The sequence below is a fragment of the Ciceribacter thiooxidans genome (assembly GCF_014126615.1).
In the GTDB taxonomy this organism is placed as follows: Bacteria; Pseudomonadota; Alphaproteobacteria; order Rhizobiales; family Rhizobiaceae; genus Allorhizobium; species Allorhizobium thiooxidans.
The window spans coordinates 1,819,015-1,844,690 of sequence record NZ_CP059896.1 but is presented as its reverse complement, the minus strand read 5'-3'; the positions used below and the strand labels follow the sequence as shown (position 1 = coordinate 1,844,690).

The 25,676-nt window shown below is 63.4% G+C and carries 25 protein-coding genes and 1 tRNA gene; 21 read left to right on the top strand and 5 right to left on the bottom strand.

Translation table 11 applies throughout. From position 1 onward, the window contains the following. Window positions 1-4 precede the first annotated feature (4 nt). The 9 genes from scpB (at window position 5) to H4I97_RS08760 (ending at window position 8,303) form a co-directional block, all read left to right on the top strand. Window positions 5-727 (top strand): SMC-Scp complex subunit ScpB, encoded by a 723-nt coding sequence (gene scpB / locus H4I97_RS08800; RefSeq protein WP_182304305.1) that lies wholly within the window; start codon window positions 5-7, stop codon window positions 725-727. A gap of 94 nt (window positions 728-821) precedes the next feature. Further along, window positions 822-1,925: an ABC transporter ATP-binding protein gene (locus tag H4I97_RS08795; protein ID WP_182304304.1), complete on the top strand. Its 1,104-nt coding sequence runs from the start codon at window positions 822-824 to the stop codon at window positions 1,923-1,925. Window positions 1,926-1,966: 41 nt separating this feature from the next. Then, window positions 1,967-2,161, top strand: a complete 195-nt coding sequence (locus tag H4I97_RS08790) for a twin-arginine translocase TatA/TatE family subunit (RefSeq protein WP_182304303.1) — start codon at window positions 1,967-1,969, stop codon at window positions 2,159-2,161. A gap of 224 nt (window positions 2,162-2,385) precedes the next feature. Further along, a complete protein-coding gene (tatB, locus tag H4I97_RS08785) occupies window positions 2,386-3,000 on the top strand; it encodes a Sec-independent protein translocase protein TatB (protein ID WP_182304302.1) in 615 nt (204 codons plus the stop codon). Next, window positions 2,997-3,815, top strand: coding sequence for a twin-arginine translocase subunit TatC (gene tatC / locus H4I97_RS08780; RefSeq protein ID WP_182304301.1), 819 nt, complete (start codon window positions 2,997-2,999; stop codon window positions 3,813-3,815). Before tatB ends, tatC begins: the two co-directional genes overlap by 4 nt. A gap of 102 nt (window positions 3,816-3,917) precedes the next feature. After that, the gene (serS, locus tag H4I97_RS08775; protein WP_182304300.1) at window positions 3,918-5,201 is read left to right on the top strand and encodes a serine--tRNA ligase; all 1,284 of its coding nucleotides are present in this window, start codon (window positions 3,918-3,920) and stop codon (window positions 5,199-5,201) included. A 16-nt stretch (window positions 5,202-5,217) separates the two neighbouring features. Further along, window positions 5,218-5,994 carry a 5'/3'-nucleotidase SurE gene (gene surE, locus H4I97_RS08770; RefSeq protein WP_182304299.1) on the top strand — a complete coding sequence of 259 codons (777 nt, stop codon included), beginning with the start codon at window positions 5,218-5,220 and terminating at the stop codon, window positions 5,992-5,994. 8 nt (window positions 5,995-6,002) lie between these two features. Next, entirely contained in the window at window positions 6,003-6,644 is a 642-nt protein-coding gene (locus H4I97_RS08765; RefSeq protein WP_378143284.1) for a protein-L-isoaspartate(D-aspartate) O-methyltransferase, read from the top strand. Between the two features lie 129 nt (window positions 6,645-6,773). Further along, a complete protein-coding gene (locus H4I97_RS08760; protein ID WP_182304297.1) occupies window positions 6,774-8,303 on the top strand; it encodes a peptidoglycan DD-metalloendopeptidase family protein in 1,530 nt (509 codons plus the stop codon). Between the two features lie 60 nt (window positions 8,304-8,363). Here H4I97_RS08760 and H4I97_RS08755 read toward each other — a convergent pair whose 3' ends face one another. Next, the gene (locus H4I97_RS08755) at window positions 8,364-9,236 is read right to left on the bottom strand and encodes an ATP-binding protein (RefSeq protein WP_182304296.1); all 873 of its coding nucleotides are present in this window, start codon (window positions 9,234-9,236) and stop codon (window positions 8,364-8,366) included. Window positions 9,237-9,451: 215 nt separating this feature from the next. Between H4I97_RS08755 and yajC the strand changes: the two genes are divergently transcribed. The 5 genes from yajC to H4I97_RS08730 all read left to right on the top strand — a co-directional run bounded on the left by yajC (window position 9,452) and on the right by H4I97_RS08730 (window position 14,277). Next, window positions 9,452-9,802, top strand: a complete 351-nt coding sequence (yajC, locus tag H4I97_RS08750) for a preprotein translocase subunit YajC (RefSeq protein WP_182304295.1) — start codon at window positions 9,452-9,454, stop codon at window positions 9,800-9,802. A gap of 63 nt (window positions 9,803-9,865) precedes the next feature. Next, complete coding sequence (secDF, locus tag H4I97_RS08745) at window positions 9,866-12,427, top strand: protein translocase subunit SecDF (RefSeq protein ID WP_182304294.1); 2,562 nt, start codon at window positions 9,866-9,868, stop codon at window positions 12,425-12,427. Between the two features lie 38 nt (window positions 12,428-12,465). Continuing rightward, window positions 12,466-12,834, top strand: coding sequence for an Mth938-like domain-containing protein (locus H4I97_RS08740; RefSeq protein WP_182307591.1), 369 nt, complete (start codon window positions 12,466-12,468; stop codon window positions 12,832-12,834). A 24-nt stretch (window positions 12,835-12,858) separates the two neighbouring features. Beyond that, complete coding sequence (locus H4I97_RS08735) at window positions 12,859-13,701, top strand: phytoene/squalene synthase family protein (protein ID WP_182304293.1); 843 nt, start codon at window positions 12,859-12,861, stop codon at window positions 13,699-13,701. A 117-nt stretch (window positions 13,702-13,818) separates the two neighbouring features. Next, the gene (locus H4I97_RS08730; RefSeq protein ID WP_182307490.1) at window positions 13,819-14,277 is read left to right on the top strand and encodes a hypothetical protein; all 459 of its coding nucleotides are present in this window, start codon (window positions 13,819-13,821) and stop codon (window positions 14,275-14,277) included. A 12-nt stretch (window positions 14,278-14,289) separates the two neighbouring features. On the opposite strand, the gene trmFO is transcribed toward H4I97_RS08730, so the two are convergent. The 3 genes from trmFO to H4I97_RS08715 form a co-directional block, all read right to left on the bottom strand. Next, complete coding sequence (gene trmFO, locus H4I97_RS08725) at window positions 14,290-15,702, bottom strand: methylenetetrahydrofolate--tRNA-(uracil(54)-C(5))-methyltransferase (FADH(2)-oxidizing) TrmFO (RefSeq protein ID WP_182307489.1); 1,413 nt, start codon at window positions 15,700-15,702, stop codon at window positions 14,290-14,292. A gap of 128 nt (window positions 15,703-15,830) precedes the next feature. Further along, on the bottom strand, window positions 15,831-15,974 hold the full coding sequence (locus tag H4I97_RS08720; RefSeq protein WP_112688511.1) for a DUF1127 domain-containing protein: 144 nt from the start codon (window positions 15,972-15,974) through the stop codon (window positions 15,831-15,833). Between the two features lie 271 nt (window positions 15,975-16,245). Continuing rightward, window positions 16,246-16,392, bottom strand: a complete 147-nt coding sequence (locus H4I97_RS08715) for a DUF1127 domain-containing protein (protein ID WP_129331061.1) — start codon at window positions 16,390-16,392, stop codon at window positions 16,246-16,248. Window positions 16,393-16,992: 600 nt separating this feature from the next. On the opposite strand from H4I97_RS08715, the gene H4I97_RS08710 reads away from it, so the two are divergent. From H4I97_RS08710 to tig, 4 genes are all read left to right on the top strand, one after another. Continuing rightward, window positions 16,993-18,096: a DUF2157 domain-containing protein gene (locus tag H4I97_RS08710; protein ID WP_182307590.1), complete on the top strand. Its 1,104-nt coding sequence runs from the start codon at window positions 16,993-16,995 to the stop codon at window positions 18,094-18,096. Continuing rightward, on the top strand, window positions 18,093-18,686 hold the full coding sequence (locus H4I97_RS08705) for a GDYXXLXY domain-containing protein (protein WP_182307488.1): 594 nt from the start codon (window positions 18,093-18,095) through the stop codon (window positions 18,684-18,686). The genes H4I97_RS08710 and H4I97_RS08705 overlap by 4 nt, the downstream gene beginning before the upstream one ends. A 113-nt stretch (window positions 18,687-18,799) precedes the next feature. Continuing rightward, window positions 18,800-18,884 (top strand) — tRNA-Leu (locus tag H4I97_RS08700). Between the two features lie 185 nt (window positions 18,885-19,069). Further along, window positions 19,070-20,551, top strand: coding sequence for a trigger factor (tig, locus tag H4I97_RS08695; RefSeq protein WP_182307487.1), 1,482 nt, complete (start codon window positions 19,070-19,072; stop codon window positions 20,549-20,551). Between the two features lie 67 nt (window positions 20,552-20,618). Here the strand turns inward: tig and ampC are convergent, their stop codons facing one another. Then, window positions 20,619-21,794: a class C beta-lactamase gene (gene ampC / locus H4I97_RS08690; protein ID WP_182307486.1), complete on the bottom strand. Its 1,176-nt coding sequence runs from the start codon at window positions 21,792-21,794 to the stop codon at window positions 20,619-20,621. A gap of 224 nt (window positions 21,795-22,018) precedes the next feature. On the opposite strand from ampC, the gene H4I97_RS08685 reads away from it, so the two are divergent. The 3 genes from H4I97_RS08685 to H4I97_RS08675 all read left to right on the top strand — a co-directional run bounded on the left by H4I97_RS08685 (window position 22,019) and on the right by H4I97_RS08675 (window position 25,426). After that, window positions 22,019-22,897: a LysR family transcriptional regulator gene (locus H4I97_RS08685; RefSeq protein ID WP_182307485.1), complete on the top strand. Its 879-nt coding sequence runs from the start codon at window positions 22,019-22,021 to the stop codon at window positions 22,895-22,897. 97 nt (window positions 22,898-22,994) lie between these two features. Further along, window positions 22,995-23,987, top strand: coding sequence for an NADH-quinone oxidoreductase subunit B family protein (locus H4I97_RS08680; protein WP_244658747.1), 993 nt, complete (start codon window positions 22,995-22,997; stop codon window positions 23,985-23,987). After that, window positions 23,984-25,426, top strand: coding sequence for a nickel-dependent hydrogenase large subunit (locus tag H4I97_RS08675; protein WP_182307483.1), 1,443 nt, complete (start codon window positions 23,984-23,986; stop codon window positions 25,424-25,426). The genes H4I97_RS08680 and H4I97_RS08675 overlap by 4 nt, the downstream gene beginning before the upstream one ends. The last annotated feature ends 250 nt before the right edge of the window (window positions 25,427-25,676 follow it).

Genomic DNA, 25,676 nt, shown 5'->3' with positions numbered 1-25,676 from the left:
GGTCATGGAGGAGGCGTTGCAGGAGGAGCGGTTGGATCTCGGCGACGACCACGAATTCACACCCGAACGCGACCGAGCGGCACGCGAGGCTCTGAGGATTGCGGAAGCACTGGTGTTCGCGTCCGCCGAGCCTGTTTCGGAGAAGTTTCTGGCGGATCGCCTGCCGCGCGGCACGAACGTAACGACACTGATGCAGACGCTGAAGGTCGAATATGCCGGCCGCGGGGTGAACCTCGTGCAGATCGGCGACCATTGGGCCTTCCGCACCGCAGCCGACATCTCCTTCGTCATCCGCAAGGAGGAAAGCGAGGCGAAGAAGCTTTCCCGCGCCGCACTCGAAGTCCTGGCAATCATCGCCTATCACCAGCCGGTGACGCGCGCCGAGATCGAGGAAATCCGTGGCGTCCAGACGTCGAAGGGAACGCTCGACGTGCTGATGGAGGCTGGCTGGGTCCGTTTTCGCGGCCGGCGGCGTTCGCCGGGCCGTCCGGTGACGCTCGGCACCACACGTGATTTCCTCGACCATTTCGGGCTCGAGGAGCTTCGCGACTTGCCCGGCCTCGAGGAGCTGAAGGGGGCGGGCCTGCTCTCCGGCCGCATCCCTGCCAACTTCAACATTGCCATTCCGGCTATCGGCGACGACCTGACCGAGGACGAGGATCCGATCACGCAACTCGATCTCGAGGAACTTGGCCTCTTGACTCCGGGTGGTGAACCGGACGATTAGGGTCATGTTTTGAACTGCAACGGGTTGCGCCCGGATTTGCGGGCAGCCGGAAGGCCGCCGTAACGGCAAAGAGCGCAGCCGCTCGGACGGTGGAATGAATTCGAACACGGCAATCGCACCGCGAGGCAGCGCCAGGCGCACGGCCGGCGTGACTTTTGCGGCCCGCCTGAGCTTCGAGGACATCCGTCACAGCTATCACGGCAAGGAAACCATTCGCGGCGTGTCGCTGACCGCAGAGGCGGGTGAGGTACTTTGCCTGCTCGGTCCTTCCGGATCGGGCAAGACGACCCTGCTGCGTATCGCCGCAGGCATCGAGGTCCAGACCTCCGGCCGGTTGCTCCTCAACGAGCGCGAGGTGGCGGGGCCGTCGGGTTTCGTGCCGCCCGAGCAGCGCGGCATCGGCCTGATGTTTCAGGATTTCGCGCTGTTTCCCCATATGAGCGTGATCGACAACGTTCGTTTCGGCCTCACAGCGCTTCCGTCCGGCGAGGCGAGGGCCGAGGCGATGCTGGCGCTCGAGCGTGTCGGTCTCGCCCACTATGCGGATAAGTATCCGCATGTCCTCTCCGGCGGCGAGCAGCAGCGCGTGGCGCTCGCCCGGGCGCTCGCACCGCGGCCGGGCGTGCTCCTGATGGACGAACCGTTTTCGGGCCTCGATTCCCGCCTGAAGGATACGATCCGCGCCGACACGCTGGCGATCCTGCGGGAGACGCGTGCAACCGCCGTCGTCGTCACTCACGATGCCGAGGAAGCCATGCGCATGGCCGACCGGATCGCCCTTCTGCGCGATGGAAAGCTGGTTCAGGTCGGGACGTCGGATGATCTCTACCGGCGGCCGAAGGACCTCTTTGCGGCGGCCTTCTTTTCCGAGATCAACGAGTTTTCCGGTATCGTCAGGAACGGGGCGGTGGAGACGCCGCTCGGTGTCGCCTCCGCAGGAACGATTCCGGAAGGGCGTGATGTTTCCGTCGCGGTGCGCCTGTCGGGCGTGCATGTGCTGCCGGAAGGCGGTCCGATCCCGGCCCGCATCGTGTCGCGGCGGTTTCTCGGCGTGGTCGAGATGCTGACGCTTGCAGTTCCCGGACGGGAGCAGCCGGTTCGTGCGCGAATCCGTGCTGATCTCTTGCCACCGGGCCTCAAGGATGTGACCGTGAAGGTCGATCCGCGAGACATTTTGGCATTTGAAAAAGATGCGTAAACATCTTACATCGAGGTTACGCAAAACCGAGGGAGTTTGTAATGGGTTCTTTTAGCATGTGGCACTGGCTGATCGTTCTGGCGATCGTGCTGCTCTTGTTTGGCCGCGGCAAGATTCCGGAACTGATGGGCGACGTCGCCAAGGGCATAAAGAGCTTCAAGAAGGGCATGGCCGACGACGATACCCCTGAAGCTCCGGGCAAGACCGTCGAGCACAAGGCCGACGAAACGAAGTAACCCGGTCCCGGCCGGGTACACGCGGTCCTTCCTGGTGTGATGGATTTTGAAGTTCGTTGCGGCGTTTGCGGCTTGCCTCTACACCGGACATCGAGTTCAACAGCGCTAGTGCCGAAATGTTGCCAGTCTTCCTTGCGATCTCAAGTATTCGCTCGACGCTGGCCGCAGACGGTGATCGCTTGGAAGTCGGCACACGAGGGGCGATGGCTTCAGGAGCCTGATTTATGCTCGATATTGGCTGGACCGAACTGCTGGTCATTGCCGTGATTCTGATCGTGGTGGTCGGTCCGAAGGACCTTCCACCGATGATTAGGGCGTTCGGAAAGATGACCTCGCGGTTGCGCAAGACTGCGGGCGAATTTCGCGCGCAGTTCGATGAGGCTTTGCGTGAGGCCGAACTCGACGAGTTGCGGCAGACGGTCAGCGATGTCCGAAGCCTCAACCCTGCGAACGCGCTTCGCGATGCCGTCAACCCGCTGCGGCAGGCCGGCAACGAGATAAAGAGTGAATTGCAGAAGGCGACCTCTCCGGATGTGAAGCCGAAGGAAGCGCCGGCTGAAACGACGGCGAGCGAAAGTGTCGCCGTGCCGGTAGCTCCGGCAATGCCGGCGCCTGTCAGCGGCGTTCCGCCGGAATTGACCGCCCCGGCCCCCGTGGACGAGGGGAAGCCGAAGCCAGCCGCCAAAAGGGCAGCCAAGCCGAAGGTCGAGCAGGCGACGGCCGCGCCTGCCGCGAAGGCGGCCCCCAAACGGGCGGCACCGGCTTCGAAGAAGACCGAAGCGGGGGCGAAGCCCGCCGCTCGCAAGCCGCGCACTGCGAAGAAAGAGGATAGTCAATGAGCGGCGATCTCGAAGACAAGCCGCAGCCGCTGATCGAACACCTCATCGAATTGCGCACGCGCCTGATCTGGTCGCTCGTGGCGTTCTTTGTCGCCTTTATCGGTTGCTTCGCCTTCGCCAAGGATCTCTTCAATCTCTTGGTCGTTCCCTACAAGTGGGCGGTCATTTGGGCCGGCCTCGACGTCTCGAAGGCGGAGCTCATCTATACGGCACCGCAGGAGTTCTTCTTCACCCAGGTGAAGGTCTCCATGTTCGGTGCGCTGGTCATCGCCTTTCCGGTCATCGCCGCGCAGATCTACAAGTTCGTCGCTCCGGGCCTCTATAAGAACGAGCGCCAGGCGTTTCTGCCGTTCCTCATTGCGTCGCCGGTCTTGTTTCTGATCGGTGCTGCGCTGGTCTATTTCTTCTTCACGCCGATGGTGATGTGGTTCTTCCTGGCTATGCAGCAGGCGCCGGACCAGAACGGCATCGCGATCTCGCTGATGCCGAAGGTATCGGAATATCTGAGCCTCATCATGACGCTGGTCTTCTCCTTCGGCCTGGTCTTCCAGCTGCCTGTGGTGACGACTTTGCTGGCGCGGGTCGGCCTGCTCGAAAGCGCCTGGCTTGCCGGAAAGCGCAAGTATTTTATCGTGGTCGCCTTCGTGATTGCCGCGGTCCTCACTCCGCCCGATCCGGTCTCCCAGATCGGTCTTGCGCTGCCAACGATCCTTCTCTACGAGGTGGCGATCTATGCTGCGCGACTCGTGGAGCGCAAGCGCGCTGCCACGGCTGTGGTCGAGGCGGACGAATCCGCGGGCGCCGGCAACGTTTGAGCTGCGCCGGCAGTATTCCTTTAGACGCCGGCTCCGGACATGCGGGGCCGGTGCCGACGAAACCGTTCTCGCCCGACCAAGACAACACGACCTGGAACGACAATGCTTGATATCAAATGGATCCGTGAAAACGCCGAGGCTCTTGACGCGGCGCTGGCAAAGCGCAGTGCGGAACCGCAGGCGGCAAGTCTGATTGCGCTCGACGAGAAGCGCCGCTCCGTCGTCCAGGGTCTGCAGGACATGCAGTCGCGCCGCAACGCCGCCTCCAAGGAAATCGGCGCGGCGATGGCGCAGAAGAATATGGAGCTTGCCGAGAAGCTGAAGGCGGAAGTGGCACATCTGAAGGATGCGATGCCGGCTGCCGAAGAAGCGGAGCGGCAGGTTTCGGCCGAACTCACTGACGCATTGTCGCGCATTCCGAACATTCCGCTGGACGACGTGCCCGTCGACCAGGACGAGCACGGCAACGTGGTGAAGCGGGTCGTCGGTGAGAAGCCGACCTGGAACCATGCCGCGAAAGAGCACTACGAGATCGGCGAAGCGCTGGGCTACATGGATTTCGAGCGCGCCGCGAAGCTTTCGGGCGCGCGCTTCACGGTTCTGACCGGTCAGCTGGCGAAGCTCGAACGTGCGCTCGGCCAGTTCATGCTTGATCTCCACACCACCGAGCACGGCTATACGGAAGTCTCCTCGCCCCTGATGGTGCGCGACGAGGCGATGTATGGCACGGGCCAGCTTCCGAAGTTTGCCGAGGACCTGTTCAAGACCACCGACGGGCGTTGGCTGATCCCGACCGCCGAGGTGACGCTGACCAACCTGGTTTCGGGCGAAATCCTCGAACAGGAGAAGCTGCCACTGCGCTTTACGGCACTGACGCCGTCCTTCCGTTCGGAAGCGGGTTCCGCAGGGCGCGACACGCGGGGCATGCTGCGCCAGCACCAGTTCTGGAAGTGCGAGCTCGTCTCGATCACCGATGCGGAGAGCTCGATTGCCGAGCACGAGCGCATGACGGCGTGTGCCGAAGAGGTGTTGAAGCGGCTCGGACTGCACTTCCGCACAATGACGCTTTGCACCGGCGACATGGGCTTCGGGGCCCGCAAGACCTATGACATCGAGGTTTGGCTTCCGGGCCAGAACACCTATCGTGAAATTTCCTCCTGCTCGGTCTGCGGCGACTTCCAGGCGCGGCGGATGAACGCTCGCTATCGCGGCAAGGACGACAAGGGGACGACCTTTGTCCACACGCTGAATGGTTCGGGCGTTGCGGTCGGACGCTGCCTTATCGCGGTCATGGAAAACTACCTGAACGAGGACGGCTCGATCACGATCCCCGACGCGTTGCTGCCGTACATGGGTGGTCTGAAGCGGATCGAGAAGGCTGCCTGACGGGAACGAGGTTCGGATGCGCATTCTGCTCACTAACGACGACGGCATCCACGCCGAAGGACTTGCGGTTCTGGAGCGTATCGCCCTTACGTTGTCCGACGACGTCTGGGTCGTCGCGCCGGAGACTGACCAGAGCGGGCTTGCGCATTCGCTGACGCTTTCCGAACCGCTGCGCCTGCGGAAGGTCTCCGACAGGCATTTCGCCCTGCGCGGAACGCCGACCGACTGCGTCATCATGGGCATCCGTGAGGTCATGGACAGAAAGCCAGACCTCGTGCTCTCGGGCGTCAATGCAGGGTCGAACCTCGCGGACGATGTGACCTATTCCGGCACCGTTGCCGGTGCCATCGAGGGGACGCTCCAGGGCGTACGCTCGATCGCGCTCAGCCAGAGCTACACCTATACGCCCGAAGGGCCGCGCTACATACCGTGGGAAAACGCAGAAGCGCTCGCTCCTGATCTCATCTGCAAGCTGATGGCGGCCGAGATGACGCCGGATACGCTGCTCAACGTCAATTTTCCGAACTGTGCGCCGAAGGAGGTGCAGGGGATCTCGGTCACCTCGCAGGGCAAGCTCGATTTCGGCCTGACGGTCGAGCAGCGCTCGGACGGCCGTGGTTTTCCGTACTACTGGCTGCGCTTCGGCGAACGGCAGGGGCATTTCCGTGAGGGCACGGATATCCACGCGGTCAAGAACAACAGGATTTCGGTCACGCCGCTCAAGCTCGACCTGACCGACTACAGTGCGCAGGATCGGGTCGCGAAGGCGCTTGGATACGGGGTGAACGATTGAAATCGGCGATGGTCGAAAAGGAAGGCTTTGCCGCTCTGGTCCTGCGCCTGCGCGCCGAGGGGATTTCCGACCTTGACCTCCTGACCGCCGTCGAACAGACCCCGCGCTCGGCGTTCGTGCCGCCGCAATTCGCCGACCAGGCCTATTCCAGCCGCACCATTCCGATCGATTGCGGCGCGTTCATGGAGGGTGCCGATCTTGCTTTGCGCCTCCTCGACCGGCTGAACGTCAAGCCAGGACAGCGGGTGCTCGACATCGGCACCGGCAGCGGCTTTATGGCAGCCGTGCTCGGCAGGCTTACCGAGCGCGTCGTCTCGATCGACCGTTACAGGACGCTGGTCGCCGATGCGCAACGCAGGCTCGAAAAGCTCGGTATCCGCAATGTCGTTCTGCGTCAGGCCGACGGCAGCAACGGGCTTCCGGGTGAGGGCACCTTCGATCGCATTCTTTCGAGTGCAGCGTTTCCGGCCATGCCGCGTTTCTACGCGGAGCAACTGGTTTCTGGCGGAGTCTTCCTGGCTCCGCTGATGGTGGCGGAGGACACCTGCATGATGGTACGGCTGACGAAGACCGGCAGCCGTTTCGAGCGCGAGGACCTCTTCCAGGTGCCTTACCTGCCGCTCGTGCCCAAGATTGCCTCTTATCTCTGAGCGGCGTCCGCGCACGCGACAACGTGTCGTTGCCAAATAGTTCACCGCGATTCTCGTCAGTTAACCGGGCGGTAACACTAACGCGCTTTAATCATCCCACATCCAGTTGAGTATTTTGTGGGTCGAGTTATGCGTGAAAATTCGTCGCTGAAAACCGAACTGCCTATCGTCCGGATCGCAAGTGCGATGCTGCTGGCGAGCGTCGCTGCCGGATGCAGTTCCGATGCGACCCGCTTCAGTTCCGTCTTCTCCCAGGACACGTTGACGACCGCCTCGATTCCCCAGCGGGGGGATGGCGGTGTAGGGATAGCCGCGCATCCGACGCCGAGCATGGAAGTGGCGAGCGCTCAGCCGTCATACCAGCAGGACTACAATACCCGCCAGCAGGCACTCGGCCAGCCTTATCCGGCGCAGCCCTCGACCTCGGGATCGGCTGCCCGTATGGCGAGCTCCCCGGTCGCCGTGCAGCGTGCGGAGCTTGCCGCTCCGACGGCTGGTGCCGGACGGCAGCAGGCGATGGCGCAGCCTTTCCCTGCCGCGCAGACGGCGCAAAAGGCGGTCGGGGACGACCTTGCCACCGGCAGCAATCCGCCGGCCGGCAACTGGGCTACCGCCAACGAATCCCGCGTCACTCTCCGTCCCGGCGAGACGGTTGCCACGCTTTCCAAGCGTTTCGGTGTGCCGGAAGCTGCGATCTTGAAGGCGAACGGCCTCAGCCAGGCATCCGACGCCGCCCCGGGGCAGTTGATGATTATCCCGCGTCTTGGCGGTAATGCGGCCCGCGCTTCTGCGGACGTCGCTTCCCTGCCGGAGAAGGGCAAGGTGCCGACGCAACTGCCTCAGCAGGAGCAGAAGGTTGCCGTCCTGCCGAATACCCCCGGCAGTCGCGAAAAGCTCCAGGTTCAGCAGTCGGGCGCCACCGGCAAGAACGTTGCGGGAGCCGGGCAGGGCGGCAGCTATGTCGTCAAGCCGGGTGACACGCTGACCAAGATCGCCAGGGCGACTGGCACGCCGATCGAGGCCCTCAAGGCTGCGAACGGCCTCTCCTCGGCCAATATCCGCATCGGTCAGACGCTGACGATTCCGGCCGCGGGGGCGACATCTGCCGTCGCAACGAAGGTCGCCGCCGCCAACCCGTCCGATGCGACGTTGAAAACGGCTTCGGTCCCTGCCGCCGGCAAGAAGAAGGCGACGCCGGTCGCCTACCAGCCGCCGGATGCCACCCGGACCGTGGGCGAGGTCGCGTCGGCAACGATCAAAGAGGAAGCGCCGGAGACTACCGGGATCGGCAAGTACCGCTGGCCGGTCACGGGTGCGGTCGTCGCCGGCTACGGCGCGAACGTCGACGGCAAGCGCAACGACGGGATCGACATCTCTGTCCCCGCCGGCACGCCGGTCAAGGCCGCGGAAAATGGCGTCGTCATCTATGCTGGCAACGGTCTCAAGGAACTCGGCAACACGGTTCTCGTCCGCCATGATGACGGCACCGTGACCGTCTACGGCCACGCCGACGCGCTGAAGGTCCAGCGCGGACAGAAGGTCCAGCGCGGCCAGCAACTCGCGACCTCCGGCATGAGCGGCAGCGCCAAGCGCCCCTTGCTGCACTTCGAGGTGCGCAAGGATGCGACCCCGGTCAATCCGATGACCTTCCTGGAATAGGTATTGCGTACCAGGAGAGCGTAGAAAAGGTCCGGCATCCCGGACCTTTTTTCGTTCCTGTCAGCCGCGTTCCATGGTGATGCGCAGCCGCCCGGCGAGATCCTGGATGTACTGCCAGGCGACGCGACCGGAGCGGCCGCCGCGGGTGGTCGCCCATTCGAGCGCTTCGGCATGCAGTGTCTCGCGGTCGAGCGGCAGGCGGAAATGTTCCGCGTACCCGTCGATCATCGTCAGGTAGTCGTCCTGGCTGCATTTGTGGAAACCGAGCCAGAGGCCGAAGCGGTCGGAGAGTGAGACCTTTTCCTCGACCGCTTCCGAGGGGTTGATCGCGGTCGACTGTTCGTTCTCCATCATGTGACGCGGCAGTAGGTGGCGACGGTTGGATGTGGCGTAGAAGAGCACGTTGTCGGGGCGGCCTTCGATACCGCCATCGAGCGCAGCCTTCAGCGACTTGTAGGCGGTGTCGTCGTGATCGAAGGAAAGGTCGTCGCAGAAGACGATCACCCGGTGGGGCGCCGCCTTCATCATCTCGAGGAGGACGGGTAGCGAGGAAATGTCCTCACGGTGCACCTCGACGAGCTTCAGCGAAATACCGGTGGCCTCCTTGACGTCGGCGTGGACGGCCTTGACCAGCGACGACTTGCCCATGCCGCGTGCGCCCCAGAGCAGGACGTTGTTGGCCGGAAAGCCTTCTGCGAAGCGGAGCGTGTTCTCGTGCAGGATGTCGCGGACGTGATCGACGCCGCGGATGAGCGACAGTGCGACTCGATTGGGGCGCGGAACCGGCTGCAGATGGCTGCGTGGCGGCACCCAGACGAAACAGTCGGCGGCATCCCAGTCGTTTTGTGCAGGGGCAGGACCTGCCAGCCGCTCCACGGCGACCGTCAGCCGGCGCAGTTCATTCAGGATCAGGAGGTTGAGTTCCTCGGCCATGACTGTTTCCTCGCGAAGGTGAAGACGGCTGCGGCTATGTCCGCTTTTTCCGGGCGGTAGCATGGCCTTTTGCGGCATGAAAGGGTAAGACGCCTTGAATCGGTACGCACGGTCGCCGTTTCTGTTGCAATCGCTTGGCTCGCCACTATATTCCGGCGACCTGAAGCGGCAGCAGCGGTTGCCGGCAAGCCTTGTTCTCTAGGGAGTTTTTTTCCATGTTCATTACGCAGGCATTCGCGCAGGACGCAGCAGCCCAGGGCGCAACCGGCTTCGGCTCCGGTCTCGAGATGCTCTTCCTTTTCGCGCCGCTGATGGTCGTCTGGTACTTCTTCTTGATCCGGCCGCAGCGCCAGCAGATGAAGAAGCGCGAGGAAACCCTTTCCTCCATCCGGCGTGGCGACCAGGTCGTGCTCGGTGGCGGCATCGTCGGCAAGGTCGCGAAGGTCGTCGACGACAAGGAACTCGACGTGGAAATCGGCGACGGCGTGAAGGTCCGCGTTCTGCGCAGCTACGTCGCGGAAGTTCGCGTGAAGGGCGAACCGGTCAAGGCCGACGCGGCATCCTGATCGTTCGTGCGGCGCCCCGAGAGGCACGGCCAACGGTTGTCATAATCTGATTTCGAGAGTTTCATGCTGTATATCTCCCGCTGGAAGACGATCCTGATCTGGCTCACCGTCGCGGTGAGCGTGGTGATCGCCATGCCCAATTTCTTCAGCAACGAGCAGCTCGCGTCGTTTCCGTCGTGGGTCCCTTCGAAGAAGGTCACGCTCGGTCTCGACCTTCAGGGTGGCTCCCACATCATGCTGAAGATCGAGAAGGCCGATATCATCAAGGAACGGCTGGAGACGACCGTCGGCGACATCCGCAACAGCCTTCGTGAGGCGGGCATTCGCTATACCGGTCTCTCGGGAGTCGGTCAGCAGATTCAGGTGCGCATCACCGATGCGGACAAGATCGAGGCGGCAAAGGAAGCGCTCACGCCGCTGACACAGGCTGTCAGCGTCGGTGGCCTGACCGGCGGTACCGTGCAGGAAGTCACGATGACGGAGGGCGAGGGCGGGCTTCTGCGTCTCAACCTCACTGATGCGGGCATCGATTATCGCACTGCCTCGGCCCTGACCCAGTCGATCGAGGTGGTCCGCCGTCGTGTGGACGAGCTGGGCACCACCGAGCCGCTGATCCAGCGCCAGGGCGAGGACCGTATCATCGTCCAGGTTCCCGGCCTCACCGATCCGCAGCGCCTGAAATCGCTTCTCAACCAGACCGCCAAGCTCACCTTCCATATGGTTGATACCAGCATGCCGGTCGAAGAGGCGATCAACGGACGCCCGCCGGCTTCCTCCGAGGTTCTCTATTCCATGGACGATCCGGCGGTACCCTATCTCGTCGAGAAGCGGTCACTGGTTTCCGGCGAAAACCTCGTCGATGCGCAGGCGACCTTCAACCAGCAGACCAATGAGCCGGTCGTTTCCTTCCGCTTCGACAGCAAGGGCGCGCAGCGCTTTGCGCAGGCGACGCAACAGAATGTCGGCCGGCCCTTCGCGATCGTTCTGGACGATCAGGTGATTTCCGCGCCCGTCATCCGGGAACCGATCGTCGGAGGCTCCGGCCAGATCTCCGGCGGCTTCTCCGTCGAAGGCGCAAACGACCTTGCCGTGCTGCTGCGCGCGGGTGCGCTGCCCGCGACCCTGACGGTCGTCGAAGAACGCACCGTCGGCCCCGGTCTCGGTGCGGACTCGATCAGCGCCGGCCTGAACGCGTCGGTGATCGGCGCGATTGCGGTCGTCCTGTTCATGCTCGCCTTCTACGGCACGTTCGGTGTGATGGCGAATATCGCACTCGCTGCCAACATCACGATGATCTTCGCAGCCCTGACGACACTTGGTTCGACGCTCACGCTGCCGGGTATCGCCGGTATCGTTCTGACGATGGGCATGGCGGTCGACTCGAACGTCCTCGTCTACGAGCGCATCCGCGAAGAGGTGAAGAACGGCCGTTCGCTGGCGCAGGCGATTGACGTTGGCTTCAAGAAGGCATTCGCTACCATCGTCGACGCCAACCTGACGACCCTCATCGCCGCTGTCGTTCTGTTCTTCCTCGGTTCCGGCCCGGTTCGCGGCTTTGCGGTCACGCTTGCCGTGGGTATCGTCACCACCGTCTTCACCGCCTTCACGATGACCCAGTGGCTGATGGCCATGTGGTTCCGCTGGCGTCGGCCGAAGCACCTGCCGAAGAGCATTCGCACCGGCATGTTCGACACCCAGAACATCCGCTTCATGGCGATCCGCAAGTTCACCTTCGCCACTGCAGGCGCTCTCATCGCAGCTTCGCTTATCGGCTTCGTCGTGGTCGGATTGAACCTCGGCATCGACTTCAAGGGTGGATCGCTGATCGAGCTCAAGGCACGGCAAGGGGCGGCCGACATCGGCGACATTCGCGAACGGCTGAGCGAGCTCAACCTCGGGGAAATCCAGGCGCAAGGGTTTGGCGATCCGTCGAGCGTGCTCGTTCGTCTGCAGTCGCAGGAGGGCGGCGAAAACGCCGAGCAGTCGGCGATCTCGCTCGTGCGTCAGGAGCTTCAGGACCAGTATGAGTTCCGTCGTGTGGAAGTGGTCGGGCCCGCCGTTTCGAGCGACCTGACGGCGAATGCCACGATCGGCGTCGGCGTGTCGCTCCTGCTCATTCTGATCTACATCTGGTTCCGCTTCGAATGGCAGTTTGCGGCAGGCGCGATCATCGCGACCCTGCATGACGTGATCCTCACCCTCGGGCTCTTCGTCGTCACCGGCATAGAGTTCAATCTGACGAGTATCGCGGCGATCCTGACCATCATCGGCTACTCGTTGAACGACACGGTCGTGGTCTATGACCGTATGCGCGAGAACCTGAGGCGCTACAAGAAGATGCCGCTCGACGTGCTGATCGACGCCTCGATCAACCAGACGCTGTCGCGCACGGTCTTGACGGCCGCGACGACGCTGATCGCCCTCCTAGCGCTCTACATCTTCGGCGGCGAGGTCATTGCGTCGTTCACGCTCGCCATGTTGTTCGGCGTGCTGATCGGCACCTTCTCGTCCATCTACATGGCAGCGCCGGTCCTGATTGCCTTCAAGCTGCGTCCGGAAAGCTTCCAGCAGGAGGACAAGGGCGCCGAAGGCGAGATTCTGCCCGCCGGCAAGGCAGGGGCCTGATCGCGGTGGCGGAGGCGCCGGCCAATCGTGGTATCGTTATGCGGGAGGCGCATTTCCCCGGACGTGCTCCGATCGATGCCTACGGTAATGGCGGCTTCCGTTTCGCCGATATGTCCCACCGCGGCTCCTTGCTTCTGCTGCCTTCCGGCATATATGGCTGGGAGATGGCGGAAGGCGATCCGCTTTCCGTCGAGGCTTTCCGGCGCGTGCTGGAGGAGGCCGCCGGCATCGAGGTGCTGCTGGTCGGAACCGGGAAGGACCTGCGTCCGATCCCTGCCGACCTCAAGGCAGCGCTCCGGGAACGTGGTGTCGCGAGCGATCCGATGGGGACGGGCGCGGCGGTTCGCACCTACAACATCATGCTTGCCGAACAACGGGCCGTGGCCGCCGCGCTGATCGCGGTCTGATACGAGTTCTCTTGGGAAAAGGCGATGTCGGACAACGAAGCCATCTGCCTCGCCGGCCTGCGCGATACCGATCGGGATCGCTACCTTGCGACGCTGCTGTCGCCCGCCGACAAGCGCGCCGGGCTCACTGCCCTCTACGGTTTCAACGCGGAACTTGCGAGAATCCGCGACGTGGTGCGCGAGCCGCTTCCGGGCGAGGTTCGGCTGCAGTACTGGCGTGATCTCGTGTCCGGCGTCGAACATGGCGAGACGGCGGGCAATCCGCTCGGTGCGCTTCTTCTCGAGACCATCCGGCGTCACGACCTGCCGGTCGAGGCACTGCTGCGGATGCTCGACGCCCGCATCTTCGATCTCTACGACGACCCGATCGAGAGCCGCGGCATGTTCGAGGGCTATGCCGGAGACACGGCCTCCGCTCTGATACAGCTTTCAAGTCTGGTACTCGCGCCCGAGGAAGCGGCGAACTGTGCCGAACGCGCCGGCCATGCCGGGGTGGCGCAGGCGGTCGCCGGTGCGATCCTGCTTCTGCCGCGAACGAGAGCGCGTGGCCAGCTCTATATTCCCGTGGAAATCCTGAACGCCGTCGGCCTCGATCGCGAGGGATTTCTTGCCGGCGAGGATCACCCGCGGATGTCCGCCGCCGTCGAAGCCTTTGCCGGCCTCGGTCGCGAGCATCTTGCGAAAGTCCGCGATGGCGGCGCATTGCCTGCTGCGATCATGCCGACCTATCTGCCGGTGGCGCTGGTCGGGCCTGTGCTCGATCGCGCCGTAAGAAGGCCAGCATGCGTCTTCGAGGAAGAGATTCGAGCTCCACAATGGCGTCGGCAGTTGCTGCTCATGTGGGCGGCGGTCTGGCGGCGGGTCTGAGGCGGCCAAATTCGCGCAAGCCTCGGCTGCTAGAGCCGTTCCTATCGCGACGTCGAGATACGCCGGAACTGTTCGCATCGTCGCTCGAGCGAACGGGATGAGAAGAGGGAGGCGGATGTGACGCTTGTCACGTGGATGGTGATCTTTGGACTGCTGGCACTTTTCGCCGTCGGAGCGACGCGCGTGGCGCGGCAGGCGACGAGCGAGGAGTCCCACGATACCGGCCTAGCGATCCTGCAGTTCGGTCGTGCCTTTCCCAACGAAGCAATCCGCAATCTGCGCGCGACTGCGGACGGCAAGGCCGTCTTCGTCCGTCTTCACGACAACAAGACCGGCTTCATGCGCAATATGCGCAGTCACTTTGCCTGCCACCTGATCGAGCCGGGCACGGTAAGGGTGCGAGACCTGCCGAACGGCCGCGGGCTGTCGATCGAGTTTCTGGACGCTCCATTCCACAACGGCGAGTTCGTCTTTACGTCCGCGGCCGAGGCTGCCGAGGTCTCGCTCTGGCTGCTCGGCAACTACGTCAGCGCAAGCGCCCGCAAAGACGCGGACGGCTCGCTCGCCAAAGGCTGACGGGAACGGCAGTCAGACGCTTTCGAGCCAGCACTTGCAGTCGGCGATTGCCCGGGCGGCGATCAGCTGGCGTTTCATGATCGTCTTGTCCTTGCCACGAAAGCGCTTCACGCCTTCGGGCTTGGTGATCGAGCCGGGCTCCAGCTCCGGGAACAGGCCGAAATTGATGTTCATCGGCTGGAAGGACCGCTTGCCCGGTTCCTCGTCGGTGACGATATGGCCGCCTGTAATGTGATTGAGGAGCGAACCCATGGCCGTCGTTGCAGGCGGCAGGCGGACCGGCTCACCCTTTCGCTCGGCCGCAGCGAAGCGGCCGGCAAGCAGGCCGATGGATGCACTCTCGACATAGCCTTCGCAGCCGGTGATCTGGCCGGCGAACCGCAGGCCGCGGCGGCTCTTGAGCTGCAGGGTTTCGTCGAGCAGGACCGGCGAATTGATGTAGGTATTGCGATGCAGGCCGCCGAGGCGAGCGAATTCCGCGTTTTCGAGGCCCGGAATCATCCGGAAGATCTCGGCCTGGGCCCCGTAACGCAGTTTCGTCTGGAAGCCCACCATGTTGTAGAGCGTGCCGAGTGCGTTGTCCTGACGTAGCTGGACGACGGCATAGGCCTTGACCGTCGGGTTATGCGCATTGGTCAGGCCCATCGGCTTCATCGGCCCGTGCCGCAGCGTTTCGCGGCCGCGCTCCGCCATGACCTCGATCGGCAGGCAGCCGTCGAAATAGGGCGTGCCCTCCCATTCCTTGAACCCGACGGTGTCCCCGGCGATCAACGCGTCGATGAATGCGTTGTACTGCGCCTCGTCGAGTGGGCAGTTGATGTAATCTTTGCCGGTTCCGCCTGGTCCGACCTTGTCGTAGCGCGACTGATACCAGCAGACGTTCATGTCGATCGACTCGCGGTGGACGATCGGCGCGATGGCATCGAAGAAGGCGAGGGCATCTGCCCCGGTCTGTAGGCGGATGGCTTCGGCGAGCGCAGGCGAGGTGAGCGGGCCGGTCGCAACGATCGTCGAGCCCCATTCCTCGGGCGGAAGGCCTGCAACTTCCTCCCGGACCACCGTGATCAGCGGATGGCCTTCGATCGCGCTGCTGACGGCGGCGGAAAAGCCTTCTCGGTCGACGGCAAGTGCACCCCCCGCCGGGACCTGGTTCCGGTCGGCCGCGGCCATGATCAGCGATCCGGCAAGGCGCATCTCGGCATGGATGACGCCGACCGCATTGGAGGTGGCGTCGTCGGACCGGAAGGAATTCGAACAGACGAGCTCCGCAAGGCCGTCGGTCTTGTGGGCATCGGTGCCGCGCACGCCGCGCATCTCGTGCAGGATCACCGGCACGCCGGCCTGGGCCGCCTGCCAGGCCGCTTCCGAACCGGCGAGGCCGCCGCCGACGATATGGATGGGGGAGAGGGTCTCTGTCTTCGTCATGCGGGGTGCTTATCACGCGGCGCCCACGGTTCCAATCGCCACGAATCAAAAACGGCACCATGCGGTGCCGTTCGGCGTCTTCTTCATGTCGTGGTGCCCCGCGACTGCGGAGCGGCCGGCATCAGTGCTTAGCGAAAGGAGCGTGCTGCGATGTTGCGGATATCGTAGCGGGTGATGCCGATATCGGAGAGCGCCTGGTTGGACAGGTTGCCGAGCTCGGAAATCGTGCGGCGGTAGCTCATCCAGTTCTTGGCATAGCGGATCGGGTTCATGGTCGTTTCCTCGGGACATTGATTTCGCTGTTCATGCCGTCCTTGGCATCAGCGATTGAGCCTTTTATACGCTCGTAAAACAATATTGTGCAGTGCAAAAATCGAGCGACTGCTATGCAAATGTGCAAAGCATGGCGAGAATTTAGGCGAGGCTCAGAAAACCGGCACGACGTCGGAGCGCGGATGATCGTTCCGTCGCCCGGCGAAGACGAAAAAAGGCCTCCCGCGAGGGGAGGCCTTTCATTTCTTCCGGATTGGAAGCGGCTGTAAATCAGCCGGCAATGGCGTCGCGGGCGACGCGACGGATGTCTTCGCGGCCGATACCGAGGTCGCGCAGTTCGCGGTCCGACATGCGGCCGAGTTCGTTGATGGTCTGACGGTACTTGCGCCAGTTGGTAAGCGAGCGAGCAAAGTTCATGATTGGTCTCCTTGGACTTCCTGCGGCGGCCGTCCTCGGCGCCGCTTTCGATTTCATGAGCTCAATATATGCTGCGTCGCAAAATCATGTAGAGCCAAGTTTGTATGCCACCCATGCATCAAATGCATGATAGCGCCGTTTACCGATCGTTAACTGTCCATTTTTGCATCACCTAAGAGGGGCGCAAGAAAAGGTGGTTCGGTTGAGGAATGGTGAAAACAAATAACGCTCACCGGGGGAGGAGGTCCGGTGAGCGTCATTTTGGGTGACTGGCAACTGGGAGGAGGAGTGCCGCCAGTCTTATCGGTGCGACACTGGGAGGAGGAGTGTGTGGCACCGAATTTCGTCGAGATCCCTTGGTCGCTTCGGGGCGCCTCAAGCGCGATCTCTATGGCTTGAATATAGTACGCCGACTTCGCTTTGTGCAGTGCAATATTCTCATGGAAGGCATGCAATCTGCGCATGGCCAACGAGAGCGTCGCGAAAGGCCCTCGAAAGGGCATTGTCATTTCCACTCTCGCAAATCAGAGTGCCACGAAACGCGACGCGGCGATATGCGGCAAGGCAGCGCAGGTTATCGAGGAAATCGAGGGGGAGACGATGTATCGCGGAAGGCTGAAACGCGACTTCGATCTGTGGGTCGACAAGGGGCTGCTGGCTCGTCCCGCCGCCGATGCGATGCTCGCCGAATACGACCAGCGCAGATCGGGCTTCAGCGTCGGCGGCGTGCTGACCATGCTGGCGGCGCTGCTGATCTCCGCCTCCATCTTGCTGCTGATCGCGGCGAACTGGGAGGAAATCCCCCGCGGCGCCAAGGTAATCTCCGTCGTTGCCCTCGTCTGGGTCTTCCATCTCTCCGCAGGCGTCGCCTTCGGCCGCGGTGCGGATCGTCTGGGCGGTGCGGCCCTGGTGCTCGGCACGATGAGTTTCGGCGGCGCGATCGCTCTGATCGGGCAACTCTATCATCTGTCCGGCGACACCGCGGATGCCATGCTGCTCTGGTTTTCGGGCGCCGTGGTCTCGGCTTTCCTCTTCCGCTCCGCAGCGGTGACGGTCGCCGCCGGCTTTCTCGCCTTCGCTGTCTCCTTTGCCATTGTCGACCAGTTCGACTGGGAATGGGACTGGCTTTATGGCTGGTCGCCGATCGCCTGCGCCGTCATCGTGCTGGCGCTCGTCTATCGAACCGGCGCGGAGCGCGCCCGCCATCTTGCCTATCTCGTCGGTCTTTCCTGGCTCGGCTGGCTCTATGGCCTGAGCGAGGAAGTCTGGCCGGCCGTAGTCTATGCACTGCTGGGGACACTGGCCTTCGTCGCGTTAACGGTGAAGGGCTCTCCTCTGGAGGCGGTAGCGCGCCGGGCGGGAGCGGCGCCGGCCTTCTATGCGTGTGCGCTCACAGTACTCGGCCTTGTTGCCCTTCATTTTGAGTATGATGCCGGGGGGCGGCTTGCCGTGCTCGCGTCGGCGACCATCGCCTTCGTGCTGCTCGCCCTGGCGTTCGACGGGCGTGACAATGGCGCGGTACGCTATCTCGCCTACACGGTCTTTGCCGGCGAGGTGCTTTATCTCTCCTTCGTGACGATCGATTCCATGCTCGGTACCTCCGGCTTCTTCCTGCTTTCGGGCCTGGTGGTCGCAGTACTCGCCTTCGTCGTCGTCCGTATGGAAAAACTCTTTGCCCGCAGAGCCGAGGAGGCCGGCCGATGAACACCGCAACCGGAACCCCAGGCGGCCGCTATTATCTTCTCGTTGCCGCAGGTGTGTCGGCCCTTTTTACCGCCGTCCTGCTCTACATGGTCGAGCACCGTGCGGCGATCCTGCGCTCCGGCACCGAGGTGGTCCTGAAGACGGTGCCGGTCGATCCGCGTGATCTTCTGCGCGGAGACTATGTCGTGCTGTCTTACGAGGTGTCCCGGATTCCCGCCTCCCTCGTCAAGGGCGACTGGCCGGCGCCCGGAAGCTGGACGCGGATGAACGTGCGGCTGAGGCCGGGGCCGGACGGCTACTGGACGGTTGCCGAGGCCGCCTTCGGCGATCTGCCGCCGGCGGAAGGGTCGGTGGTTCTGCGCACGCAGCGCTTCCGTCTTTATACGCCTCCGGACGACAAGGAGGGCGAAATCAGCGTCGACTACGGCATCGAGCGCTATTACGTGCCGGAGGGCGAGGGCAGGCCGATCGAGGATGCGCGCAACGACGACGAGGTATCGGTCGCAGCGCGTGTCGGCGCCGGAGGGCAGGCGCAGATTCGGGAACTCAGGGTGCGCGGCATCCCTGCCTACGAGGAGCCGCTCTACTGACAAGGGCCCCGAGGCCGGCCGTCATTTTTCCTTTGCGCGAACGGAAACGGGTGATATAGAGACGCGCGCTCCGGAGGGGCCATGCGCGAAGGCAGCATGCGGTTCTTTTGGACGCGGGTATGGTGGAATTGGTAGACACGCCAGATTTAGGTTCTGGTGCCGCAAGGCGTGGGAGTTCAAGTCTCTCTACCCGCACCAGGATTACCGCGCGGGTTGCCGGGAGGGGCGAAACAGCCGTTCCTGTCACCCTTTGCGCCATTTTGCCTGGCAAAATGCTTGAAGATTGCGTACCAGCCACGCCCGGGAAAGAAGAATTCCGGCGTCGTGCTCAATGAAAACCACCGGCTGTCCGAGCACGGCCGCCACGACATGAAGGTAAAAACATGCAGGTTATCGAAACGCTCGCTGAAGGGCTGAAGCGCGAAATCAAGGTCGTCGTTCCGGCCAAGGACATGGAACAGCGCATGAATGAGCGCCTCGCCGATGCCAAGGACAAGGTCCGTATCAACGGCTTCCGCCCCGGCAAGGTGCCGATGTCGCATCTGAAGAAGGTTTACGGCAAGTCGATCATGGCCGAACTCGTCAACGAGATCATCCGCGAGAAGCCGAGCGCGATCCTTTCGGAGCGCGGCGAGAAGTCTGCGACCCAGCCCGAAGTCACGATGACCGAGGACGAGGCCGAAGCCGACAAGATCCTCAACGCTGAGGCAGATTTCGAGTTCACGCTCTCCTACGAAGTCATTCCGCCGATCGAGCTGAAGCCGGTTTCCGGCCTCAAGGTCGTGCGTGAAGTCGTCGACATCGAAGAAGGCGAAGTCGAGGACCAGATCCGCAAGATCGCCGAAAGCGCCCGCAGCTACGAAACCAAGAAGGGCAAGGCCGCCGACGGCGACCGCGTCACCATGGATTACGTCGGCAAGGTTGACGGCGTTGCCTTCGATGGCGGCACCGACACCGACGCCGAACTCGTTCTCGGCTCGAACCGCTTCATCCCCGGCTTCGAAGACCAGCTCGTGGGCGTCAAGGCCGGTGACGAAAAGGTCATCACCGTCACGTTCCCCGAAGACTATCCGGCCAAGCATCTTGCCGGCAAGGAAGCGACCTTCGACGTCACCGTCAAGGAAGTCGCCGCTCCGGGTGAAATCACGCTCGACGACGAACTCGCCAAGAAGCTCGGCATCGAATCGCTCGACCGCCTGAAGGAGGTCGTCCGCGGCCAGATCGAAAGCCAGTTCGGCTCGGTCACCCGTCAGAAGGTCAAGCGCCAGATCCTCGACCAGCTCGACGAGATGTACCAGTTCGAAACCCCGGCGCGCCTGGTCGAAGCCGAATTCGAAAACATCTGGCGCCAGATCAACACCGATCTCGCCCAGTCCGGCAAGACCTTCGAGGATGAAGACACCACCGAAGAGAAGGCCCGTGACGAATACCGCACGCTCGCCGAGCGTCGCGTCCGCCTCGGCCTCGTCCTCTCCGAAATCGGCGAAAAGGCCGGTGTCGAAGTAACCGAGGAAGAAATGCAGCGCGCTCTCTATGCACAGCTGCAGCAGTTCCCCGGTCAGGAAAAGCAGATCCTCGACTTCTTCCGCAAGACCCCGGGCGCTTCCGCCTCGCTGCGCGCGCCGATCTTCGAAGAGAAGGTGGTCGACCACCTGCTCGGTGAAATCGACGTCACCGACAAGAAGGTAAGCAAAGAAGAGCTGCTCGCCGACGACGAAGCCGAAGGCGCTGAAAAGCCTGCGAAGAAGGCAGCCCCGAAGAAGAAGGCTGCTGCCAAGGCCGAAGACGCCGCCGAAGGCGAGGAAGCCGCTCCGAAGAAGAAGGCGGCCCCGAAGAAGAAGGCTGCCGAAGGCGACGCCGAGTAATCAATTCCTCAGTGAGGATACGGAAGGGGCTGCCCGTCGGGCGGCCCCTTTTTACATGTGCCCGTCTTCAGTCGGTCGGTCCGTCGAGCGCAGTCATGATGCGATAGGCGGCGCGCAGGCGATCCGGGATCGGATAGTTTCGGTTTGCAAGGATGACGATACCGATCCGCCGCTCCGGGACGAAAGCCGCATAGGCTCCGAAGCCGCCGGTAGAGCCGGTCTTGTTGATCCAGACGTTCGTGCGTGGTTCGGCCGGGGGCTCCAGCGCTTCGACCACGTTGCTCTTGTAGGAAATCTCCGGAGAGTTTCCGGCAAGCAGCGTGTCGACTTCGACAGGATAGTCATACATCTCCCATGCGAGACCCTGCGTCATCCCCGAGACGCGGTAGTAGCCCGTGTGGGTGGCGGCGATGGCGCGCTGCAGGGTTTCGTCCAGGCCCCGTCCGTCCATGTTCGCCTCGACGAAGCGGATCAGGTCGGAGGCGGATGTCTTCACGCCGTAGGCTTCGGAATCCATGGCGCCGGGTTTGACGCGGACCGGCTTGCCGGCCTTCGAGTAACCGTAGGCATAATCGGGCATCCGCTCCTTCGGCACATGGATGTAGGTGTTGGAAAGCTTGAGCATGGGAAAGAGCTTGTCTTGCATCAGGTCGTCGAATGGCGTCCCCAAACTCGCCGCGGCCGCATAGCCGAACAGGCCTATACTCGGATTGGAGTAGCGCCGGTGGGTTCCCGGCGCGTGATCCGGATGCCAGTCCCGATAGTAGGCAATCATGTTCTTCTGCGTGACGTCGTCGGGAAACTGCAAGGGCAGGCCGCCGGCCGTGTAGGTGGCAAGGTTAAGAAGGCTCACCTTGTCGAAGGCACTGCCGGCAAGATCCGGTACATATTTGCCGGGGCTGTCGGACAACGAGAGGGCCCCTGTTTCGCCCGCATAGGAGGCCAGTGTCGCGGTAAAGGTCTTGCTGATGGAGCCGATCTCGAAGAGCGTGGCGTCATCGACCTTCTTCCCGCTCTCCAGGGAGGCGACACCGTAATTGTAGACATAGCGGCGGCCCTGGACGGTCACCGCGACAGCCATGCCCGGTACTTTGTACGTCTTCATGATCGGCCGGATTGCCTCGTCGGTCGCGCGCCGGAGCCGGCTCTCGATGTCATCTGCCTTGGCGACGGCGCACGTGCCGAGAATCGATACGGCAATGGTGGCGGGAGCGATCGATCTGGCGGCAAGAGAATTCCTCATGGCAATTCATCTCCTTATATTCTGGCTGTGGCTTCGCCGCGTATCGCTGCGGCCGGCCATGTCATGGGATCTGCGTCAAGGCTCTGCGTTCGACCTCCCGCGAGGCATAGTTTTCCGCTCGTCGACGACGGAAGGTGAAGGAGCGTCTCAGGTATAGGCGGGTTGCGCTCGGCGCCCAAACGACGTTAACTTGCAGGAGTCATTAGAAAAAGTATTGTCATCCGATGGTCCGTCCGCATCTTCCCCTGAACGCGCTGCGTGCCTTCGAGGCTTCCGCGCGGCACCTGAGCTTCACCAGAGCGGCAATCGAACTCTGCGTGACCCAGGCGGCCGTCAGCCATCAGGTGAAGAGCCTGGAGACGCAGCTGAAGGTCACGCTTTTCAAGCGGCTTCCCCGCGGGCTCATGCTGACACAGGAAGGCGAGACGTTGCTGCCGTCGCTGCGTGACGCCTTCGACCGGATCGCCGGAACGCTCGAGGGTCTCGAGGGTGGCCATCGTCGCGAGGTACTCACCGTCGGAGCGGTCGGGACCTTCGCCGTCGGCTGGCTGTTGACGCGATTGGCCGGCTTCCGTGCCGAAAATCCTTTCATCGACCTGCGGCTTTCGACCAACAACAACCGCGTGGACATTGCGGCGGAGGGGCTGGACTACGCGATCCGCTTCGGGGAAGGGGCCTGGCACGGTGTGGACGCAATACCCTTGACGGAGGCACCGCTTTCGCCGCTCTGCATCCCGGAGATCGCCGAGCAGATGGAGACACCCACCGATCTCTTCAAGTACACGTTGCTGCGCTCCTACAGGGCGGACGAATGGCCGCGCTGGTTCGAGGCGGCCGGATTGCGCCAGACCATGCCCGTCTCGGGGAGCATCGTCTTCGACTCCTCCCTTGCGATGATGGAGGCGGCGCTGCAGGGGGCCGGCATCGCGCTCGCCCCGCCGGCGATGTTTTCCCGCCTGCTGCAATCGGAAACGATCCGGCGGCCCTTCGATGCCGCCGTGACGATCGGCGGCTACTGGCTCACGCGGCTGCAGTCGCGAACGGAGACGCCGGCGATGATGCGCTTCCGGGACTGGATCCTCGGCGCAGCAGAGCAACCCTGACACGACGAGGCCGGCACGGAGACCGTCGTCCCGTTGACCGGCCGCGGACGAGGTGTCAAACATGACGGATCGCGAGAGAGCAGGACGGCGCATCCGAATGACCAATCTCCTGTGGCTGCAGGCTGGAAGCTGCGGTGGCTGCACCATGTCGGTGCTCGACCACGGCGCGCGCGGCTGGGTGCGCGAGCTGCAGAATTTCGGTATCAATCTCCTCTGGCATCCTTCCCTCAGCGAGGAGAGCGGGGAGGAGGCGATCGCCATCCTCGATGACGTCGCGGCCGGACGCACGCCGCTCGATTTCCTCTGCATCGAAGGCTCGATCCTGCGCGGGCCGAACGGCACCGGTCTCTATAACCGGCTCGCCGGCACCGGCCGCACCATGCTTTCCTGGGTTCGTGAGCTGGCGCCGCTTGCCGACCACTGCATCGCCGTCGGCACCTGCGCCGCCTATGGCGGCGTCCACGCCGCGCAACCGGACCCTGCGGAAGCATCCGGCCTGCAATACGAAGGTTCGATCTTGGGTGGCGTGCTCGGGCCGGATTTTCGCGCCCGCTCCGGTCTGCCGGTGATCAACGTCGCCGGCTGTGCACCGCATCCGGGCTGGATCATGGAGACGCTGGCGGCGCTGCAGATGGGCGATTTCGACGAGAGCGATCTCGATCGCCTCGGCCGGCCGAAATTCTTCGCCAAGACGCTCGCTCATCATGGCTGCGAACGCAACGAATACTATGAATTCAAGGCGAGCGCCGAAAAGCTCTCCGACCTCGGCTGCCTGATGGAGCATCTCGGCTGCAAGGCGACGCAGGCGGTCGGCGACTGCAACCAGCGCAGCTGGAACGGCGGCGGCTCCTGCACCCACGGAGGCTTCTCGTGCGTGGCCTGCACGTCACCCGCCTTCGAGCAGACGGAGGATTTCCTGAAGACGCCGAAGGTGGGCGGCATTCCCGTCGGCCTGCCGCTCGACATGCCGAAGGCATGGTTCGTGGCGCTCGCCGCGCTGTCGAAATCGGCAACGCCGGATCGTGTCCGGCAGAACGCGACCTCGGACCGGGTGGTCCGCGATCCGCGGCGAGGCGGGCACGACGAATGACGCGGGTGATCGCCGGGCCCTTCAACCGTGTCGAGGGTGACCTCGAAGTCGCGCTCGACATCCAGGACGGCGTCATCGCCCGGGCCGAGGTGACGACGACGCTCTATCGCGGTTTCGAGCAATTGCTTTCCGGCCGTCCGGGTCTCGACGCGCTGGTGATCGCGCCGCGCATCTGCGGCATCTGTTCGGTGTCGCAGTCGATCGCCGCGGCCGCCGCGCTGCGCAATCTGGCGGGCGGGCTTGCTGCGCCGAATGGCTATGTCGCCGCCAATATCGCCCATGCGGCGGAAAACATCGCCGATCACCTGACGCACTTCTATCTCTTCTTCATGCCGGATTTCGCCCGCGCCGAATATGCCCGGCGCTCTTGGTTCGAGCAGGCCGCGACCCGTTTCAAGGCCGTGAGCGGCAGCGGCTCCGCCGCCTTCCTGCCGCGCCGCCGTCGTCTTCTCGAAGTGATGGGGATCATCGCCGGCAAGTGGCCGCATTCGCTCGCCTTCCAGCCCGGCGGGACGACGCGGGCGATCGACGTTGGCGAACGAGTGCAGCTTGCCGCGATCCTCGGCGAACTTCAGGTCTTTCTCGAGGAGACGGTGTTCGGCGTTTCGCTCGACGAGATACTCGCGATGGAGACACCGGCGGAGCTCTCGAGCTATGCCGAGCGGGCGCGGGGCGATTTTCCGTTCTTCCTGACGATTGCCGCCGATCTCGGCCTCGAAAGCATGGGGAGAGGGCCGGGCCCGCTGTTGTCCTTCGGCGCCTATCACGACGCGAATGGCTCCTTCTTCGAACGCGGTGTCGCGTCGGCAGGCGGGGCGCTGGCGCCGCTCGACGTCGCGGCGATCTCCGAGGACGCAACCTGTGCATGGTTTGCGCCGACGAGTGCCGATCCGGCACTTGCCGAGACGCTGCCGGAGGCGGAGAAGGAAAATGCCTACTCCTGGGCCAAGGCGCCGCGGCTTTCCGGCCGTCCGGCCGAGGTCGGTGCTGCCGCGCGCCTTGCCGTTTCCGGTCATCCGTTGGTCGCCGCGCTGATTGCCGAAGGCGGCGCAACCTCTGTACGGACGCGGATTGTCGCGCGGCTCCTGGAGGCGGCGATCCTCGTGCACGCGAGCCAGGGCTGGTGTCGGCAGTTACGGCTGAAGGAGGAATTTTGCGCGCATTTTGCCCTGCCGGACGATGCCGCGGCGGCTGGCCTCGTCGAGGCGGCCCGCGGCGCGCTCGGCCATTGGGTCGGTCTCAGCGAAGGGCGCATCAGCCACTACCAGATTATCGCACCCACCACCTGGAACTTCTCTCCGCGCGATGCCGCCGGCGTGCCGGGACCTCTCGAAAGCGCGCTTTCCGGGCTCGATACCGGTGGGCTCGGCGCGAAGTCGGCCGCCCTCCAGCATGTCATCCGCTCCTTCGACCCCTGCATGGTCTGCACCGCCCATTGATATTCGTCAGGGGCGGTCATCGGCTTTCCACCGTTGACAAGCCCGTGAACACCTGCCGACGGGGGCGGACGTAACGAGCACGTTGCTCGCCTCGGGCAAAGTAAAGAATCTCCAGTGATTTCAGTTTGATGGATCAAGCTCTCTCGAAGAGCTTCGATCTGGTCTGCTTCTTGCTGTCCTTAGAGTCCGTAGCCCGCCCTTGTTCTGCAGCGGGTATGTGCTGGCAAGTGGGCTCCCAAGGCTCCGGGCC